This is a genomic window from Flagellimonas chongwuensis (assembly GCF_013376415.1).
Lineage (GTDB): Bacteria > Bacteroidota > Bacteroidia > Flavobacteriales > Flavobacteriaceae > Flagellimonas > Flagellimonas chongwuensis.
Genome location: NZ_WYET01000001.1, coordinates 731330 through 747533, shown reverse-complemented (window position 1 = coordinate 747533; position 16204 = coordinate 731330). Strand labels below are relative to the sequence as shown.

Genomic DNA, 16204 nt, shown 5'->3' with positions numbered 1-16204 from the left:
TTGATTTTGTTTCTAAAGAAACATAGAAATTCCAAGATGCGGCTAGCGCATTCCCTTGGCAGCATTACCCGCCCAGGTTCATTGGGTATAATCTCAGCCTTACAATAGTTCTAAGTTTTGAGTTAAAAGTTTTACGTTGCCGGATTGCAACTCATCACTTTTCATTTAGCACTTACAACTAAACCAAAGCACCCCTTTGAGATGCCGCAAATGTAAGCTGCCCGTATTGATTTTCATAAAAAACATCTTAAAAATTTAACTTTTGCTAACAACCATGCACCCCAAGTGCAAGCGTATATAAGAGTATGCATCCAAAATCAAAAAAAAGGTTTACCCTAAAAATTGTAATGAGCTATGTTACGCTGGGTCTTCTTGCATCTCTGGCTGCATTTTTCATCTATAATGAATTCAAAAGCTACGCCTCATCCAAAAACCAGGACGACAGCAATGAAAAGCTCTTGAAGACCAATATATTGCTCACACAACTCTACGATGCCGAAAACCTCTCCAAATTGGCCCTCCAGACCAAAAAAACAGAGGATTTAAGATCCTATGCGCAAAAAGTGGACTCTATTACGGCCTTCATCGATTCTCTAAAGCCGTTGGTAAAATCAGATTACAGTTCCCTAAGTTCTGAATTGGACAGTGTTCAAGAATTATTGAGCCAAAAAGTGTTCAACAATGCTGAATTGCGAAAACTTAAGGTACGGAACGAAAACAATACTTCGTTGGATTCGGTTTTAAAGGCTTTCCATGATATGGAAGTGGGTATGGGAAGAATTACCCCCGAAACCTTTGCTCCGAACTTTGACAAATTATCCCCAGAAGCAAAAGAGTCCATACGAAAATCTGTGGCTATTCTTAATAAAAATATACCGAACTCAGATGGGGGTGCGGACGCCAACAATATCGATTCCATTTTAGAGGTTTCCAAATCCATCATAAACAAAGCCATTACAGAAACTGCCACTGCCGAGAGGACTGTACTTCAAAAGGAACTCGAAATATATCGCACTGACCTTGAGCTTTCCCAAAAAATGAGGGGGATTTTATCGGATTTTGAACGAGAAATGGCCCAGAACACATATCTAGATGCTCTTCAGCAAGAAGAAGCACTGAAAAAAAGCACACGTTTGGCCGGTGGAGCGGTGATCTTAGGGTTGATTATCGTAGTTGTATTCACTTTTATGATTTCCAAAGATTATTGGAAAGTCCAAGAATATCGGGAACGTCTCGAAAGGGCCAAAAAATATTCGGAATCGCTTTTAAAAAGTAGGGAGCAGCTTATATCGACCGTAAGCCACGATCTGCGCACCCCTTTGAATACCATTAGCGGTTATTCCGATTTGATAGGGCAAAGCGGACTAAATTCCGAACAATCGAATTACTTAAAAAAGATTCAATCTTCTTCCGATTATGTAGAAAAACTGGTGAACGACCTTTTGGATTTTTCAAAATTAGAGGCTGGCAAAATTCAATTGGACAAAGTTCCTTTTTTGCTGTCACAGTTAATAGCGGACACGGCAACAGATTTTGAGGAGATGCAATCCAAAAAAGGAGTGTCGTTACAATTGAAAGTCTCCGAGGATTTAAAAACACCCATCATAAACGATCCATTTAGAATACGACAAATATTATCCAACCTGATTGGCAATGCCTTTAAATTTACCGATGAAGGATATGTAAAGGTTACCGCAACTGTGGTTGAAAAAAGTAAATCCAAATGGGCAAAAATCGAGGTTGAGGATACAGGAATTGGAATACCTGTAGAAAAGCAAGAAGCCATTTTCCAAGAGTTTATCCAAGCAGGGGAATCCACAGAGAAAAAACAAATTGGGTATGGCCTTGGCCTGACCATTTCCAAAAAACTTACCGAATTATTGGATGGCACTTTAAGCTTGAGCAGCGAAGTGAACAAGGGGAGTACCTTTACAGTTGAGATTCCTGTTGAGTTTACCAATATCGAAATCAAAGAGGACAATTTCGAAACTCCAATTGTAAAACCTGATGATTTATCCATTTTGGTAATCGATGATGACGAAAATATGTTGAGTCTTATATCAGAAGTCTGCAAACTCAACCAGGTAAAAACCGCAACTTATACAAACTTTGATGATTTTCACATTTCCGAAATCCATCGGTTCGATGCGGTTATTACGGATATTCAAATGCCTTCTATCGATGGCTTTTCCGTATTGGAAAAGGTGAATAATACAGGTTATTCAAGACCTGTGATAGCCATGACCGGTCAACAGATTGGAAATAAATCCGAATATTTGGATGCAGGTTTTGCCGATGTTCTGCAAAAACCTTTCTCAGCAACAGACCTATTAAAAGCTTTATCGTTCGTCAATAATATGAGTTCCAAAAGCGAAATCCCGGACACAGCTTCTCCCTTGTTTACCATTCGAAATATTTCCGCATTTCTGGATAGTTTTGAGTCGGTCAAAGAAGTTTTGCAGGTCTTTTTGGACAATTCCCTCAAAAACATGGAGCTCATGTTTTCCGCTATTGGCAATCAGGATTATACCGACATTAAGGCCATATCCCACAAAATGTTGCCTATGTTCAGACAATTGGAAGTACATGATGCCATCCAATTATTAGAGGTTTTGGAACATCTTTCCGATGATGCAACAGGAGAAAAGGTATTTGAAATTTTAACAGAACTTCAAACAGTCCTGAACAATCTTGACGTTGAAATCCAAGCGTATCTGGCTAAACATCCAATTGATATTGATTGATTTTGTTGTAAAGTGTCTTTCGGGTAACCTGCAACAGTTTTGCTGCCTTGCTCTTGTTAAAGTTGGTTTGCTTTAATGCGCTCAAAATCCTTTCTCGTTCAAAATCGGATTTAGAGAAATTGACTTCATGCTCTTTATTGGCGCCATCGACCACCTCATCTGCCAATGCATTGGGGAACATGGTTTCCGTTGGAGAGAAAAGAACTGCCCTTTTGATCACATTTTTCATTTCCCTTAAATTCCCGGGCCAATCGTACTTCTGCAGAATATTTTTGGTTTCCTCGGAAAATTCAAGCACATTTTTGTCCAATTCGGTATTGGCCCTGGCCAAAAAATAATCTGCAAACAGGAGAATATCTTCCCGCCTATCCCTTAAAGATGGTACTTCTATGGAAAATTCATTGAGTCGGTGGTACAAATCTTCCCTAAAATCGCCTTCTTCGACAGCTTCAAGAAGATTTTCGTTTGTGGCGGCTATAATTCGAATATCCACTTGGATTTCTTGGGTGCTACCCACACGTTTTATCTTACGTTCTTGAATGGCCCTGAGCAATTGTACCTGGTGTTCATATGAAAGATTCCCTACCTCGTCCAAAAAGAGTGTTCCGCCATTGGCAGCTTCAAAATGACCTTTTTTATCATCTATAGCTCCTGTAAAACTACCTTTAAGGTGACCAAAAAACTCGCTTGTGGCTATTTCTTTTGGTATGGCCCCACAATCCACGGCCACAAAAGGTTTATTGCTCCTCTTACTTGCCAAGTGAATGGAGTTGGCTGTCACCTCTTTTCCCGTACCGCTTTCGCCAGTAAGCAAAACAGACATATTTGTGGGGGCGACCAACTCTACATACTGTTGAAGTTTTTTGGATTTTTCTCCCTGTCCTTTTAAAAAGCCAACGGGCTTCTTCTCCTCTATTGGTACCTTTTTAGAAGGTTCAACAGCCTTTTGTGTTTCGACGACCTGTGTTTTCAATGCTTCTTTGATCACTCCAAGTATCGCCTCTGGTGTAAAAGGTTTTGAAATATAGTCGAAAGCACCTTCTTTGATGGCGTTTACCGCGGTTTTCACTTCTGCATAACCCGTCATCAGAATAACCTGCGTTTTTGGAGAATCGCGTTTGACCTGTGCAAGCAGAGTAACTCCGTTTCCTTTGGGCAATCTTACATCGGACAATATTAAATCGAAAGTTGATGATGCAAGATGTTCCTCTGCTTCTTTGATGGAGAAACCTATGGATACCTCAAAACCGTTCTTGGTCAAAAACTTTTGAAGCATTTGACAGAAAGCGGTATCGTCTTCAATGATTAGGATTTTGGGCATAATTCAGTTACCTAATATACGGCCCATATCTTTTTAAAGATGATTGCTTTCTTATAAAATTATCACAAAAAAAAAGGGCTGCATACTGCAGCCCTTCATCAACCAAACTAACTATTGTGGGGTGATATATCTAATTACATGTCAATCCAGTTCCCTTCAGCATCGGCATATACAGTTCCTGATGTACCGTCTTCAAGGGTAAGTTCCAATTTATATTGGTCCTTATCGTTTTTGTATGCTTTATCGATTTTAGCGGTAGGGTAGTTAGACTCTACTGCGCTAGATACAGCAGAAGGAAGGTCAGACACGCTGATTTCTTCAAAATCTCCTACTACAATCTCGATTGCACTGTTATTTTCTAGTTCTGGAGTTTCAACATTTGCAAATGCTGTGATTCCTACAAATGATAGTACTGTTGCTAAAGCTAAATTTTTCATGGTATTTAATTTTATTGTTAAACTTGCTTATCTAACTGAAAACATAGTGCCAACACCAGAAAATTTTTAAAAATCAAGTTAATTTTTTGATTTTTAATACTTTACGTTTTTGTGCCAATTTTAATAGTTGTGTAAAACTGTGTAATACCGTAAACAAAGTGTGTAAAAATTATACAAGAAAGGCTGCCTGGGCAGCCTTTCGTATTTGCCAATAAATGGTTACAAGGAAAAAAGACCATGGTACAGATTGGCAGAAATGGATAATACATGGCTAGTGTTTATATAGCATCATCCTGTTTTTTGATATGTTTATGCTTGTTTCTGTTCCTTAAGTAGGATATCAATATATATAGAGCCAAGCCCAACGATACCACGTTTAAAAACAATATTATTTTGTAAAACATATATGCCGTTGTCTATCTTTTTGAACATTAATGAAAAGAAAGCCGTACATAAAGCACGGCTATCTTACCAAATCAACCAACCTAGTTAAGACAACCCCGCAAGGATTATCAAAAAATTTAATCATGTCACCGGAAACGATTCCGATTATATTTTTAGACACATTTTTTAAAACCAAGTCACATTTGAACACAAAAAACCCGCTACTTTTTCAGCAACGGGCTTAGTCAATTGTTTTTTTAATAGTTATGCCTGGTGGGTGGGTTTTAAAAGATCATTAACCGTTTTAACCGGATTAAAGGTCACCAGTGGCACCTCTACAAAAATGTTGTTCCAGAAAGCCATTGCCCCATTCCATAATCCAGGGAGCTCCAGTGCCTTCAATTCTTTTCCCTCTTTGGTTTTACCGGTAATAAAACCTTGTTTGGTATCCACAAAGTCCAAAAGGTCAAACTTTTGTCCTTTATAGTCCCGTACCCCACATACGAGATCCACCGGGTTAAAGTGTGTAGAGTTTTGTAGTATCGCCGCTTGGGCATTATCCTCCATATCTATTTGGGCGGACTCTATTATCTGAAGGGATATATTTCCTTGTGTATCTTTTATCCAAAACGGACCGCCACCGGGCTCACCTTCATTTTTGACCATACCACATATACGTATGGGACGGTTGATTCTGTCCTTCAACATCGTTTTTTGCTCCTCTACTCCAAAATCATCATAGTTCTTGGGCATACGAACATTAAGGTCTTTTTCCAAAAACGCTTTGATCTCGTCTGTTTTTTCAATGGAAACTTCATCCTTGTCCAAAAGTCTGGCATAGGCGAACGCTTTGTCCTGAACTTTTTTAAGGACACCTGCCAACATTTTTTTACTGTTGGATACGGTCTCCAAGTTTTTATCGATGACCACATTATCTATATTCTTGATGAAGATAATATCTGCATCCTGATCGTTCAGGTTCTCTATGAGGGCACCATGTCCTCCCGGACGGAATAAGATGGAACCATCGTTATTTTTAAAAGGGTTGTTCTCCATATCTACCGCAATGGTATCAGTAGATGGTTTTTGATTGGAATAGGTAATATTGAAAGAAGTATCTGTTTTCTTGGAGATTTTTGGCCCCACAGTCGCTTCCTCTTTCGCAAACATCTCATCATGCTGTTCCGATACGGTAAAATGAAGATTGGCGGTACCCTTTGTTTTTGCATAGAGGGCGGCTTCTTTCAAATGCTCCTCGAAGGGGGTTGCCGTACCCGTTTTATATTTATGGAAAGGCAAAAGACCTTTGGGATAAAAGCCATAGTTAAGACCACTGTCCATCAACATTTCCTTTACAAAAAGATAGGCTTCCTCATCTTTGTTGGAGGCTTTGCCCTTGATTCTGGACATGATCAAATCATAAAAGGGAAAGTCGGAAAGATTCTTGGTAAATTTTTTAGCATCTTGGTCTCCTGTGCGTTCTATGTATTCGGACAGCTCTTCTTTTGATGGGTCATAGCTGTCCAAGAAATTGAACATGGCCTTGAACATACGGGATGCCGCGCCAGAGGCTGGAACAAACTTTAATAGTTCAAGTTCCTTTCTATTATCCTCAAAATATTGAAGCAGGTCCAGCTGCTCCTTTTCCGAGAACCGAAGTATTCCATTGCCCACTACCGCGGCTTGCGATAGTTGCACAAATGGGATGCCTTCTTTGAATGTTTGTATTTGATTATTTACTTTTTCTTTGGAAATTCCTTTGGAGTCCAGTTGTTCCAAGTCTTTAGGACTTAATTTTATCATGTTTTTGGAGAAGTTTATCTATGTGTTCTACTGCTGTGGAAAGCCTTGACGCTTTATCTCCCCTCAAATTAATGAATTTCCTGTTATTATCCTCCAAAGCTTCTTTAAAATGCATAAACATTCGTTCTCTCTCATCCGGCTTATCCCTGAGGTCATCTGCTACCCAAGGTGTGTCTATATAGGTCAGAAAGTAGAGGTCGTAACTGTTTTTTAGGGCGTATTCTTCCAAAAGAGGGTCACATGTTCTGTTGTAGTATGCTTCGGAATACACCTTTGTCTCCAAAAGGTCGGTATCACATATAAGTACTTTATTTGCTTTTTTCGCCAATTGGTTCTCTAGGCGCATTTGTCCGTAAGCAATGGGCAACAAATCGTGTGGTTCGCATGTTTTTTGTTCTCTGTCCCATTTATCTTGTAGGTATTCGCGAGCATATTCGGGCACCCATTCGGTATTGTAGTATTCCGCCAGTTGTTTGGACAACGTGGTCTTGCCTGTGGATTCAGGTCCAAAAAGGACCACTTTTATGAGGTTTGTGGGCTCTTGGCCAAGTTTTTCTTCCATGCTAGATATCCCTGTACAGCTAGAACAGTAAAAATGAGGTACTGTAAAGAGAACATACCCCATCCCCTGTAGGCGTACAAAGGTACGGTAATTAAATCACCCAATATCCAAAGGGTCCAGTTTTCCAGCTTTTTGTTGGCCATGTACCACATTGCCGTAAAGAAAACACCCGAGGTAAAGATATCCACGTAGTTTGTGGGCCCTATATCCGCTCCAAAAGCTTTGTAAACCCCGTATGTGACCAACATGGTCAACAGAAAAAAACCAATCCCGATAAATTTCTCCTTAGAATTGGTTCGTGTAATATGTACCACAGGGTTTCTGTCATCCCTTCGTCTTGCCCAGTTCCACCATCCATAAATACTCATTATGGAATAGTAGAAGTTCATCATCATGTCCCCGAAAAGATTATCGACAAAAAAGATATAGGTCGTAATAACTGTAGCGACCAAGCCGGTAGGATATACCAGAATATCTTCCTTTTTGGCATAGACAACACTGGCAATACCAAAGAAAAATGCGGTGGCCTCCAAAATGATGAGGGACAGCTCACGACCTTCGTAAGGACCAAGAAAAAAATCAAAAATGGGGTTCATACTCGCTTCGGTCGGATTTTACCATTTTCATGGTCAGCACCACATGGTCCAAATTCTCAAAACTTTTCTTTATTTCTGAATTGAGCAATTCCATTACTTCATCATAACCCCCAAAAACCTGTGTGCTCAGTGGGTTCTCCAAAACAGTAAGTCCAGAGTCGCGCAACTTTTTGATAAAAGCGATTACCGGGGCTTCAAAATCATCCTGAAGCGGAGATAGCGTAAGTTCAACGGATATTCTCATGGAGCAAATAATTTCAGGGTAAAACTACAAAAAGGAATTGTTATCCCCCCATCATTTTAAGGGCATAAACGCACGTAAACCCTTCAAACTCCAAAAACTCGATTTCGTAATGGGTCCTTTTGCCATGGTACAGTATTTCGGCAACGGTTCGAGTATCCTCAAAAGAAAAATCGATGACATTGATATGACGTAAAAAACTGAGCCCCTGTTGTGCATAAATTTTATAGAGTGATTCTTTTGCGCCCCAAACTATGGTCAATTTTCGTATGAGTGCTTCGGAATTGGCCAACGTTTTATACTCTTGGATAGGTGTGAATTTGTGAGCTATCTTCAATATTTTATCGCGTTGCATCTCAATATCTATACCCACTTCATCCGTTTCACTGATGATTATTCCTGTAAAGTTGTGCGAATGGGTAATGGATATAAACTTACCATCTTTTAGATGGGGCTTCCCAAAATCGTCATAATACAAATCATGGTCCACATAACCTGCCTCGGCCATAAGGTGACGAATACTCAAAAAAGCCCGTCGGTGCGCCATGGATTTCATGCCGTCCATCCTAGTTTGACAATGCTCTGTAAGCTCCACATTCTTAGAAAGTTCACCTTCTGGTTCGGTCACTTTCCAGATGTAGACCTTAGTGGTCGGAGAAACTGTTATTGTTTTGTAAAGAGGCATTAACTTAAGTTAAGTGAATTTGTATCTTTGTCGCACTACAAAAGCGAAGCTACAAAAGTAAATTTATATAAAGTATGAGCACAAAGACAATTCCGTATGTTCCTTATAAAGTGAAAGATATCTCTCTTGCCGATTGGGGAAGGAAAGAAATTGAGCTTGCCGAAGCAGAAATGCCAGGTCTTATGGCCCTACGTGAAGAGTATGGGAAACAACAACCTTTAAAAGGTGCTAGAATAGCCGGTTGTTTGCATATGACCATCCAGACTGCTGTTTTGATTGAAACATTGGTCGCACTGGGTGCTGACGTTACCTGGAGTTCTTGCAACATTTTCTCTACTCAGGATCATGCCGCCGCTGCAATTGCCGCTGCTGGAATTCCTGTGTATGCCTGGAAAGGTATGAACGAAAAGGAGTTTGACTGGTGTATAGAACAAACCTTGTTTTTTGGTGAGGACAGAAAGCCGTTGAACATGATCTTGGACGATGGTGGCGACCTTACCAATATGGTGTTGGACCAATATCCAGAACTTGCAGGAGGTATTAAGGGGTTGTCAGAAGAAACTACCACAGGAGTGCACCGCTTGTACGAAAGAATGAAAAAGGGAACACTTCCGATGCCCGCCATCAACGTGAACGATTCTGTTACCAAATCAAAATTTGATAATAAATATGGTTGTCGTGAAAGTGCCGTGGATGCCATTCGTAGAGCTACCGACACTATGTTGGCCGGTAAACGCGTAGTGGTTGCAGGTTATGGCGATGTTGGAAAAGGTACCGCAGCTTCATTCCGTGGAGCCGGTTCCATTGTTACCGTTACCGAAATCGACCCGATTTGTGCCCTACAAGCCTGTATGGATGGTTTTGAAGTGAAAAAACTGGAAACCGTGGTATCCAATGCAGACATTGTGATTACCACAACAGGTAACAAAGATATCATCCGAGAGGAGCATTTCCGTGCCCTTAAGGACAAAGCCATTGTATGTAACATTGGCCATTTTGACAATGAAATAGATATGGCATGGTTGAACGGTACCTATGGAAATACCAAGAATGAAATAAAACCTCAAGTGGACAAATATACCATAGATGGTAAAGATGTGATCATCTTGGCGGAAGGTAGATTGGTAAACCTTGGTTGTGCCACCGGACACCCAAGTTTTGTAATGAGCAACTCGTTCACCAACCAGACCTTGGCGCAAATCGAGCTTTGGAACCATAATGACAAATATGCCAACGAGGTGTACATGCTTCCGAAGCATTTGGACGAAAAAGTGGCCAAACTGCACTTGTCTCGTTTGGGTGCCGAGTTAACAGAGCTTAACGAAGAACAAGCTGAATATATTGGTGTAACCGTAGAAGGTCCTTTTAAACCTGAATACTACCGTTACTAAACACCAAAGGATTAAAAAGCAAAAAACCCATGGCAAGCACCATGGGTTTTTTATTGGGGAAAATTTTATTAATCAGCCAATAGGGTCTCTCCATAGTAGCAGGTCTTGTTTTCTTCCAACAAGGCCAGACCTTCTTCCCTCGTGCTATTTGGGTCAATCTTTATTTCTTCACCATTGGGCATGTAAACAATGTAGAATCCTTCTTCAAAAGAGGAAAGTTTAATAATCTCACCGTTAGGACGAACGGCATTCCAAGATTTTTCATCCGGTTTGTACACCAAATCGATTTTCTTTCCTTTTTTTGGGCCTTCCACCACGGTTACCTGAATTCTGTTCTTGGTTGCGATCATTTCAAAAGTGTTGCCATCGTGCTCCACCATTTGGGTTTCCGACTCTCCATCTTTCATGGCTATCGGGTTGGATCCGGACCAAAATTCGATTACGTTGAAGATAAGGGTATCTCCCAAGAAAAAAAGTGGATATACCGGCACAATGTTCAATCCCCAAAAAATGAGGTTGTCCAAAAACCTACTATCCGTTAATCCCTGGTTCCAATCTTTCAAATTATTGAAAGCGCTAAAAGAACCTAAGCAGCTGGTAAACAAAATAGAGCAGGCTAAAAGTGAAGAAATAATAACTTTTTTCATGATATAAGATTTATAGTTAATGCTATTGAAGGTACAAAAGATTTTGATTTTAGGTTTTCTAGAATCTCATTTCGACACATTTAATTGGTCCGCCGGCAAAAAAATTCCTAGGCATCAAATCTTGATTCTTACCTTTATTGGTTCAAAAGAGGAATGTTATGAATGACCATTGGTACGAAATTGAAAATATTGAAACTGTTGATTCCCCATCCATCTCATTGTACTTGGAACATCTCAAGTTCAATATAGAAGAGATGGTTTCGATGGTCCATGGACAAACAGATAGATTGATGCCGCACATAAAGACCAACAAAATGCCCCGGGTAATGGAGCTTTTGTTGGGCTCGGGAATCTCAAAATTCAAGTCTTCCACTATTTCCGAAGCAGAGATTGCCGCAGAGGCTGGAGCCAAAGCCGTTTGTATTGCCCATCAATTGGTGGGACCAAAGTTGGATCGTTTTTTACGTTTGATGGAACACTATCCAAATACAGAGTTTTCAACTTTAGTGGACAATTTGGACAGTGCGGAACTTTTAAACCAAAAAGCCAAAGAAAAAGAGCTCACGGCCAATATTTATATTGATATCAACAATGGAATGGACCGGTCCGGAATCCAAATTGGCCCAGGGCTGGACGAGCTCATCAACTATTTGAAAATATGCAAATCACTCAATTTTAAAGGGCTGCACGCTTACGATGGGCACCTAAGGGATTCCGATTTTGAGGTGCGAAACCAAAAGATAGAGCAAGGGGTTATGGATGTGGTGGTTTATTTTGATGCGCTAAGGGTAGATTACCCCCATGCTCAATTGATATGTGGCGGAACCCCATCGTTCACATCTCATTTGCTGCAAGAAAATAGAATTACCAGCCCCGGCACTTGTGTGCTTTGGGATTGGGGATATGGTGAAAAATTGACGGAACAAAATTTCAAGCATGCCGCAATCTTGGTCACACGGGTAATTTCCAAACCAACCGAAGGGATTATAACCGTAGATCTGGGCCATAAATCCGTTGCGGCGGAAAACCCGATTGACAAACGCGTAAAATTCCTGAATCTTGATGGTTACGAACTGCTTTCACAGAGTGAGGAACACGGGGTGATCAAGGTAAAGGATTGGGACAAATACAAAGTTGGTGATGTCCTGTACGGGATTCCGTATCATATTTGTCCCAGTATCAACCTTCATGATGAAGTTTCTGTTATCGAGAACGGTAAAAAAGTGGATACCTGGGAAATTACCGCCCGAAAACGAAAACTAAGGTTTTAAGTCCAGCGCCTTTTTCAGGTCGTAGAAATAAAAGTTTTTTTCATCGTTCATGGCGGCGAAAAGACCATTTGGGAACGTATCGTTCAATGGCACAGTGACCACATCGCAACCATCGGTTTCCAAGGTAGATAGATTTACGGCTTTTACAAAACTATTGTCCTTTCGGGAGAATATGTTGAACTGTCCGCGCTGTTGATCGGAAACTATGATGTACCCTTCTCCGTTCGCATATCTGGCAATGGCAATACCTTCTATATCCTCCAAGAATAGTTCACCACCGAAACATGCCAACTCCTCGTCGCCCATGCTTGGTTCAGCATAATATTTTTTTACGCATTCTCCTTCATCGGAATAGTAAACGTAACCCATTTCGTTATCCACAGCTATGGCCTCGATTTCCTTTCCTCCTGTAAAACTCCCGAATTTACGCACCAAATTGGACGAAACCCCTGTGCTGTCCGATTCCAGTTTATATTGATACAAATACGAACCGCTTGGTCCTATCTTTCTGCCGACGATTGCATATAGGGATGAATCCTTTGGGGATTTGTACAGACTAATTCCCATGGCCAAACGTTGCTCCACATCCGTTTCATCCTCGAATACTGGAAAACCACCGCCATCGAGCGGTTTCATGTCTGGCACGGAGAACAATCTGATCTGTTGCTTTTCCCTTTCGGTAAAAGCGATTACATCAACGGTAACGGAATCGTTTAGCTGAAAGCCATATTCCAAATCCACATTATTGGGTCTTTGGATGTTTTTGATGGATTTCTCCTCAATGATCTTACCATCAAGGTCAAAGGCATAAACACCGCCGTTGGTCTCTTTATCGGTTCCGAACACAATACTTTTGGATGCATCGTCCGGATTGATCCAAATAGCGGGGTCATCGGTATCGTTCGGCGTTTTTTCTGTGATTATATCTGGGGCAATAGCTGGCAGTTTGCTTCCTTGATTGCAAGAGGTCAATGCAACAGCAGCTATAATTGGTATAAATATTTTTCTCATATTGATAATTAAGATAGGAAATGCCAGTCCCAAGCGCCTACCCTTACTTGGTAGGCACTTGTTGTGACACCGTATATAAATATACTACCTGAAATTATTTTCTAAACAAGTCGTACTTCAAACCAAAGGTGAATCTTACGCTGTAAAATTCTGCTTGTTGTGTTCTTTCCTTTACGCTTTGGAAATAGCGCAGCGGCTGGTTTGTAATATTGTTCACATCGGTATAGATTCTCAAATTGTTGGTGATGGCGTAACTGGCATTAAAATCCAAGAAAAACTGGGTATCATAATACCTATCCTCAAAAGCATTGCCTCCTATTTCATCAATATAAGAATCCGAGAAGTTAGCGGATAGCCTGGCGCTGAACCTTTTATCGGCATAACCCAAGGAACCATTGAACATATTCGGGGAGGTGTTTGGCAAATCCAAATCGGTACGCTCGTCACCATCCTCGTTACGGATACCATCAGCGTTTGATGATAGGTAAGTGTAGTTCAGATAAATGCTAAAGTTCCTGGCAAAACCGGGCAAGAAGTCCAATTGCCTTTGAAAAGATACCTCAGCACCAAAAATGGAAGCAGAATCGCCGTTCAAAGGCTGAAACACATCATAACCCGTAGTTCCGGAACCAAATGCATCATCTTCTGCTTCGGTGATATAGGTGTAGATAAAATCATTTATCCTTTTGTAGAACAATCCCCCGGATAGGATACCAACGCTTTCAAAATAGTGCTCAGCATTCAAGTCAAAGTTCATGGAGGTTGTTGGGTCCAATTCTGGATTACCTACGATAACCTCCTCGTCCTCGTTTACGATTTCCGATCTTGGAATAAGGTCCACGTAATTTGGGCGCGCCAAAGTATTTGTCCATGCAAACCTTAAAACAGTGCTGTTGTCCAAGTCATATTTAAAGTGAATGCCCGGCAATAAGTTGGTATACGAATTCTCGTCCGAAACGCCTTCGACCTCTATACTTTCTTCAATTCCTGCATCTTCGTCTTCCTCTATATAAACCACTCTGTTTCCTTCGGAGTCAAGTTTAGTATTCTCCACCCTAACACCTGCCAATACACTCAATTTGTCGGAAAGTTTTTGGTTGAACATCAAATAGGCCGCCAAAACGTTCTCCTTTACCTCGAAATTCCCAGGAAGGAATTCATCGGGCAATGCTTCACCGTTGGTACTGTTCAAGTCGAGTGATCCCAACCATTCTTCGCTTGCAAAAGTTCCCGCTTGGAACTTCTCTCCTGCCAAGTAATCCGGGTCAGTGTAATTTTTTACAGGAACTGCGCCCAACGTTGGGTACAAATCCTCCAAATCATATTCAAAGAAATCATTGTTTCTCAATTTGGTCTTAAAACGTCCTCGTGCTCCAAATTTGATGAATCCATCACCTTGGCCAAAAATATTGGCTGGCAGTTCAAAATTTGCAAAGAAGTTGACATCCTCTTCTTCGGTGTATTGATTTTCATTGGTAATCTCATCAAACTCAAAGTTATCCAAGTTATTAAAGTCGCTTGGATCCGCAGCCGTCATAATCGGATACTTGGAGTTACTGTTATCGTTGTTGACGATATATTCGGCAGCATAAGCGGCGTAACGCTCGTTCAAACGTTCTTCTGATGCTTTGGCATAAGCTCCCATCCAATCAAATTTTAGATTCCCAAAAAGATGATCACCTCCCAAGGTATAATTCTGCATACGTTGGTCCTCCAACCTACGGTTTTTGTTTCTACCACCCGCTATTCCACCTTTGGATTCGCGCACGGCCTCAATCGGAAAACGTGTAGGAACTCCATTGGTTATGGTAAAATCCCCCATTTCTATATCCTCACCGTCCAATATCTCTTGGGCAAATGCAAATCGGTTTTCGCGGTCATCCCTCCAGTTGTACATCGTTTTTAGGTAAATGTTGTTGGCGGCATTGATCTGATAATCAAAATTGGCAGAAAAACTTCTTCTTACCCTTTGCACCAAATAGGTGCGTTGCTCGGTAACATTGGTATACGGATTTACATCCATTTCTTCAAGAATAGGCTCGCCCTCTTCATCTTCGACTCCCGTATTGTATTCAAACTCGTTGTCCCACTCCGCTTCGATATTATCGGAACCAAAGTCGTTATCGTTGATGGTAGCTGAAAACATGTACCCGAATTTTCCATCGTTGGTGCGGTCACCCACCAAAATGGAGCCGTTCCAAATACGCTTGTCGGTAATAAAGTTTACACCGGAACCTGCTGTGGCAGAAAGCCTGAAACCTTGTGGCGCCGTTCTGGTCACCAAGTTTACAGAACCACCCAGTGCATCACCGTCCATATCGGGGGTAACCGCCTTGTTCACTTCAATGGTCTGGATCATATCCGAAGGGATAAGGTCCATCTGAATATTTCTGTTATCGGATTCTGCAGAAGGAATCCTGCTTCCGTTCAAGGTAACGGAGTTTAACTGTGGAGAAAGACCACGAACAATTATATTACGTGCCTCACCTTGATCTACTTGCATGGTGATGCCCGGAATACGCTTAACGGCATCACCAATGTTAGCATCGGGGAATTTTCCAATCTGGTCGGTAGAGACCACGTTGGTGATGTTCATATTGTTTCTCTGCGTATTCAATGCTTTGGATTGTCCACTAAGTCCGTAAGCACTCACCTGAACTTCATCCAATTCCATATTCGAGGATTGAAGCGTAATACTCACAGGGGTGGTTTGTCCCGCACTCACAGTTACTTCCTGCTCAACATCGGAGTAGCCCATATAGGTTATCCTTAAGGTATAGCTCCCTTCGGGGATGCCCACCAAAGTAAATTTTCCATCAAAATTGGAAATGGCTCCTTTTACCAAGGATTCGATATACACATTGGCACCGGGAACATAGATACCGTTCTCATCGGTAATCGTACCCTGAATATTTCCTGATTGTGCTTGGCCCATTGCCGTTCCGAGCACCAGAAATAGCGTTACAAAAAGTAGTTTTTTAAGGTTCATCAATTTCATTTTGGTTTACGTTAGAATGTTATCCAAAACTATGTATATCAACTCTTTATGATTTAAATTAAAGGGAAACAAAAAGGAAACAAAAGTGAAAATCGATAGAAACAAGAGGGCAA

At 41.0% G+C, this 16204-nt stretch carries 13 protein-coding genes; 3 read left to right on the top strand and 10 right to left on the bottom strand.

The window, feature by feature from the left end; all coding sequences use genetic code 11:
* The first annotated feature begins 347 nt into the window (after positions 1–347).
* Complete coding sequence (locus tag GUA46_RS03280) at positions 348–2744, top strand: hybrid sensor histidine kinase/response regulator (RefSeq protein WP_176619274.1); 2397 nt, start codon at positions 348–350, stop codon at positions 2742–2744.
* Here GUA46_RS03280 and GUA46_RS03275 read toward each other — a convergent pair.
* The 7 genes from GUA46_RS03275 to GUA46_RS03245 all read right to left on the bottom strand — a co-directional run bounded on the left by GUA46_RS03275 (position 2719) and on the right by GUA46_RS03245 (position 8773).
* Complete coding sequence (locus tag GUA46_RS03275) at positions 2719–4065, bottom strand: sigma-54-dependent transcriptional regulator (protein WP_108245874.1); 1347 nt, start codon at positions 4063–4065, stop codon at positions 2719–2721. The genes GUA46_RS03280 and GUA46_RS03275 overlap by 26 nt on opposite strands.
* 134 nt (positions 4066–4199) lie before the next feature.
* Positions 4200–4502, bottom strand: a complete 303-nt coding sequence (locus tag GUA46_RS03270) for a hypothetical protein (RefSeq protein WP_014032362.1) — start codon at positions 4500–4502, stop codon at positions 4200–4202.
* 648 nt (positions 4503–5150) lie between these two features.
* Positions 5151–6689: a DUF4301 family protein gene (locus GUA46_RS03265; RefSeq protein WP_176619273.1), complete on the bottom strand. Its 1539-nt coding sequence runs from the start codon at positions 6687–6689 to the stop codon at positions 5151–5153.
* Entirely contained in the window at positions 6670–7251 is a 582-nt protein-coding gene (locus GUA46_RS03260) for an AAA family ATPase (RefSeq protein WP_176619272.1), read from the bottom strand. The genes GUA46_RS03265 and GUA46_RS03260 overlap by 20 nt, the downstream gene beginning before the upstream one ends.
* On the bottom strand, positions 7212–7847 hold the full coding sequence (pnuC, locus tag GUA46_RS03255; protein WP_108245871.1) for a nicotinamide riboside transporter PnuC: 636 nt from the start codon (positions 7845–7847) through the stop codon (positions 7212–7214). The genes GUA46_RS03260 and pnuC overlap by 40 nt, the downstream gene beginning before the upstream one ends.
* Positions 7831–8091, bottom strand: a complete 261-nt coding sequence (locus GUA46_RS03250; RefSeq protein WP_108245870.1) for a thiamine-binding protein — start codon at positions 8089–8091, stop codon at positions 7831–7833. Before GUA46_RS03250 ends, pnuC begins: the two co-directional genes overlap by 17 nt.
* A gap of 40 nt (positions 8092–8131) precedes the next feature.
* Entirely contained in the window at positions 8132–8773 is a 642-nt protein-coding gene (locus GUA46_RS03245) for a 4'-phosphopantetheinyl transferase family protein (RefSeq protein ID WP_108245869.1), read from the bottom strand.
* Positions 8774–8847: 74 nt separating this feature from the next.
* Between GUA46_RS03245 and ahcY the strand changes: the two genes are divergently transcribed.
* Complete coding sequence (gene ahcY, locus GUA46_RS03240) at positions 8848–10164, top strand: adenosylhomocysteinase (RefSeq protein WP_176619271.1); 1317 nt, start codon at positions 8848–8850, stop codon at positions 10162–10164.
* 68 nt (positions 10165–10232) lie between these two features.
* Here ahcY and GUA46_RS03235 read toward each other — a convergent pair whose 3' ends face one another.
* Complete coding sequence (locus GUA46_RS03235; protein WP_108245867.1) at positions 10233–10811, bottom strand: DUF3332 domain-containing protein; 579 nt, start codon at positions 10809–10811, stop codon at positions 10233–10235.
* A gap of 158 nt (positions 10812–10969) precedes the next feature.
* Here GUA46_RS03235 and GUA46_RS03230 point away from each other — a divergent pair, with 158 nt between their 5' ends.
* Positions 10970–12082, top strand: coding sequence for a D-TA family PLP-dependent enzyme (locus tag GUA46_RS03230; protein WP_176619270.1), 1113 nt, complete (start codon positions 10970–10972; stop codon positions 12080–12082).
* On the opposite strand, the gene GUA46_RS03225 is transcribed toward GUA46_RS03230, so the two are convergent.
* Together GUA46_RS03225 and GUA46_RS03220 are read right to left on the bottom strand one after the other, a co-directional pair.
* The gene (locus tag GUA46_RS03225) at positions 12071–13093 is read right to left on the bottom strand and encodes a phytase (protein ID WP_176619269.1); all 1023 of its coding nucleotides are present in this window, start codon (positions 13091–13093) and stop codon (positions 12071–12073) included. The two genes, GUA46_RS03230 and GUA46_RS03225, sit on opposite strands and share 12 nt — an antisense overlap.
* 94 nt (positions 13094–13187) lie before the next feature.
* Positions 13188–16091 carry a TonB-dependent receptor gene (locus GUA46_RS03220; RefSeq protein WP_176619268.1) on the bottom strand — a complete coding sequence of 968 codons (2904 nt, stop codon included), beginning with the start codon at positions 16089–16091 and terminating at the stop codon, positions 13188–13190.
* Positions 16092–16204 lie beyond the last annotated feature (113 nt).

Coding starts and splice junctions, on each gene's coding strand:
- GUA46_RS03260 (WP_176619272.1), bottom strand. CDS start 7,251: ATGGAAGAAAAACTTGGCCAAGAGCCCACAAACCTCATAAAAGTGGTC.
- GUA46_RS03225 (WP_176619269.1), bottom strand. CDS start 13,093: ATGAGAAAAATATTTATACCAATTATAGCTGCTGTTGCATTGACCTCT.
- pnuC (WP_108245871.1), bottom strand. CDS start 7,847: ATGAACCCCATTTTTGATTTTTTTCTTGGTCCTTACGAAGGTCGTGAG.
- GUA46_RS03230 (WP_176619270.1), top strand. CDS start 10,970: ATGAATGACCATTGGTACGAAATTGAAAATATTGAAACTGTTGATTCC.
- GUA46_RS03265 (WP_176619273.1), bottom strand. CDS start 6,689: ATGATAAAATTAAGTCCTAAAGACTTGGAACAACTGGACTCCAAAGGA.
- ahcY (WP_176619271.1), top strand. CDS start 8,848: ATGAGCACAAAGACAATTCCGTATGTTCCTTATAAAGTGAAAGATATC.
- GUA46_RS03275 (WP_108245874.1), bottom strand. CDS start 4,065: ATGCCCAAAATCCTAATCATTGAAGACGATACCGCTTTCTGTCAAATG.
- GUA46_RS03270 (WP_014032362.1), bottom strand. CDS start 4,502: ATGAAAAATTTAGCTTTAGCAACAGTACTATCATTTGTAGGAATCACA.
- GUA46_RS03280 (WP_176619274.1), top strand. CDS start 348: ATGAGCTATGTTACGCTGGGTCTTCTTGCATCTCTGGCTGCATTTTTC.
- GUA46_RS03250 (WP_108245870.1), bottom strand. CDS start 8,091: ATGAGAATATCCGTTGAACTTACGCTATCTCCGCTTCAGGATGATTTT.
- GUA46_RS03235 (WP_108245867.1), bottom strand. CDS start 10,811: ATGAAAAAAGTTATTATTTCTTCACTTTTAGCCTGCTCTATTTTGTTT.
- GUA46_RS03245 (WP_108245869.1), bottom strand. CDS start 8,773: ATGCCTCTTTACAAAACAATAACAGTTTCTCCGACCACTAAGGTCTAC.
- GUA46_RS03220 (WP_176619268.1), bottom strand. CDS start 16,091: ATGAAATTGATGAACCTTAAAAAACTACTTTTTGTAACGCTATTTCTG.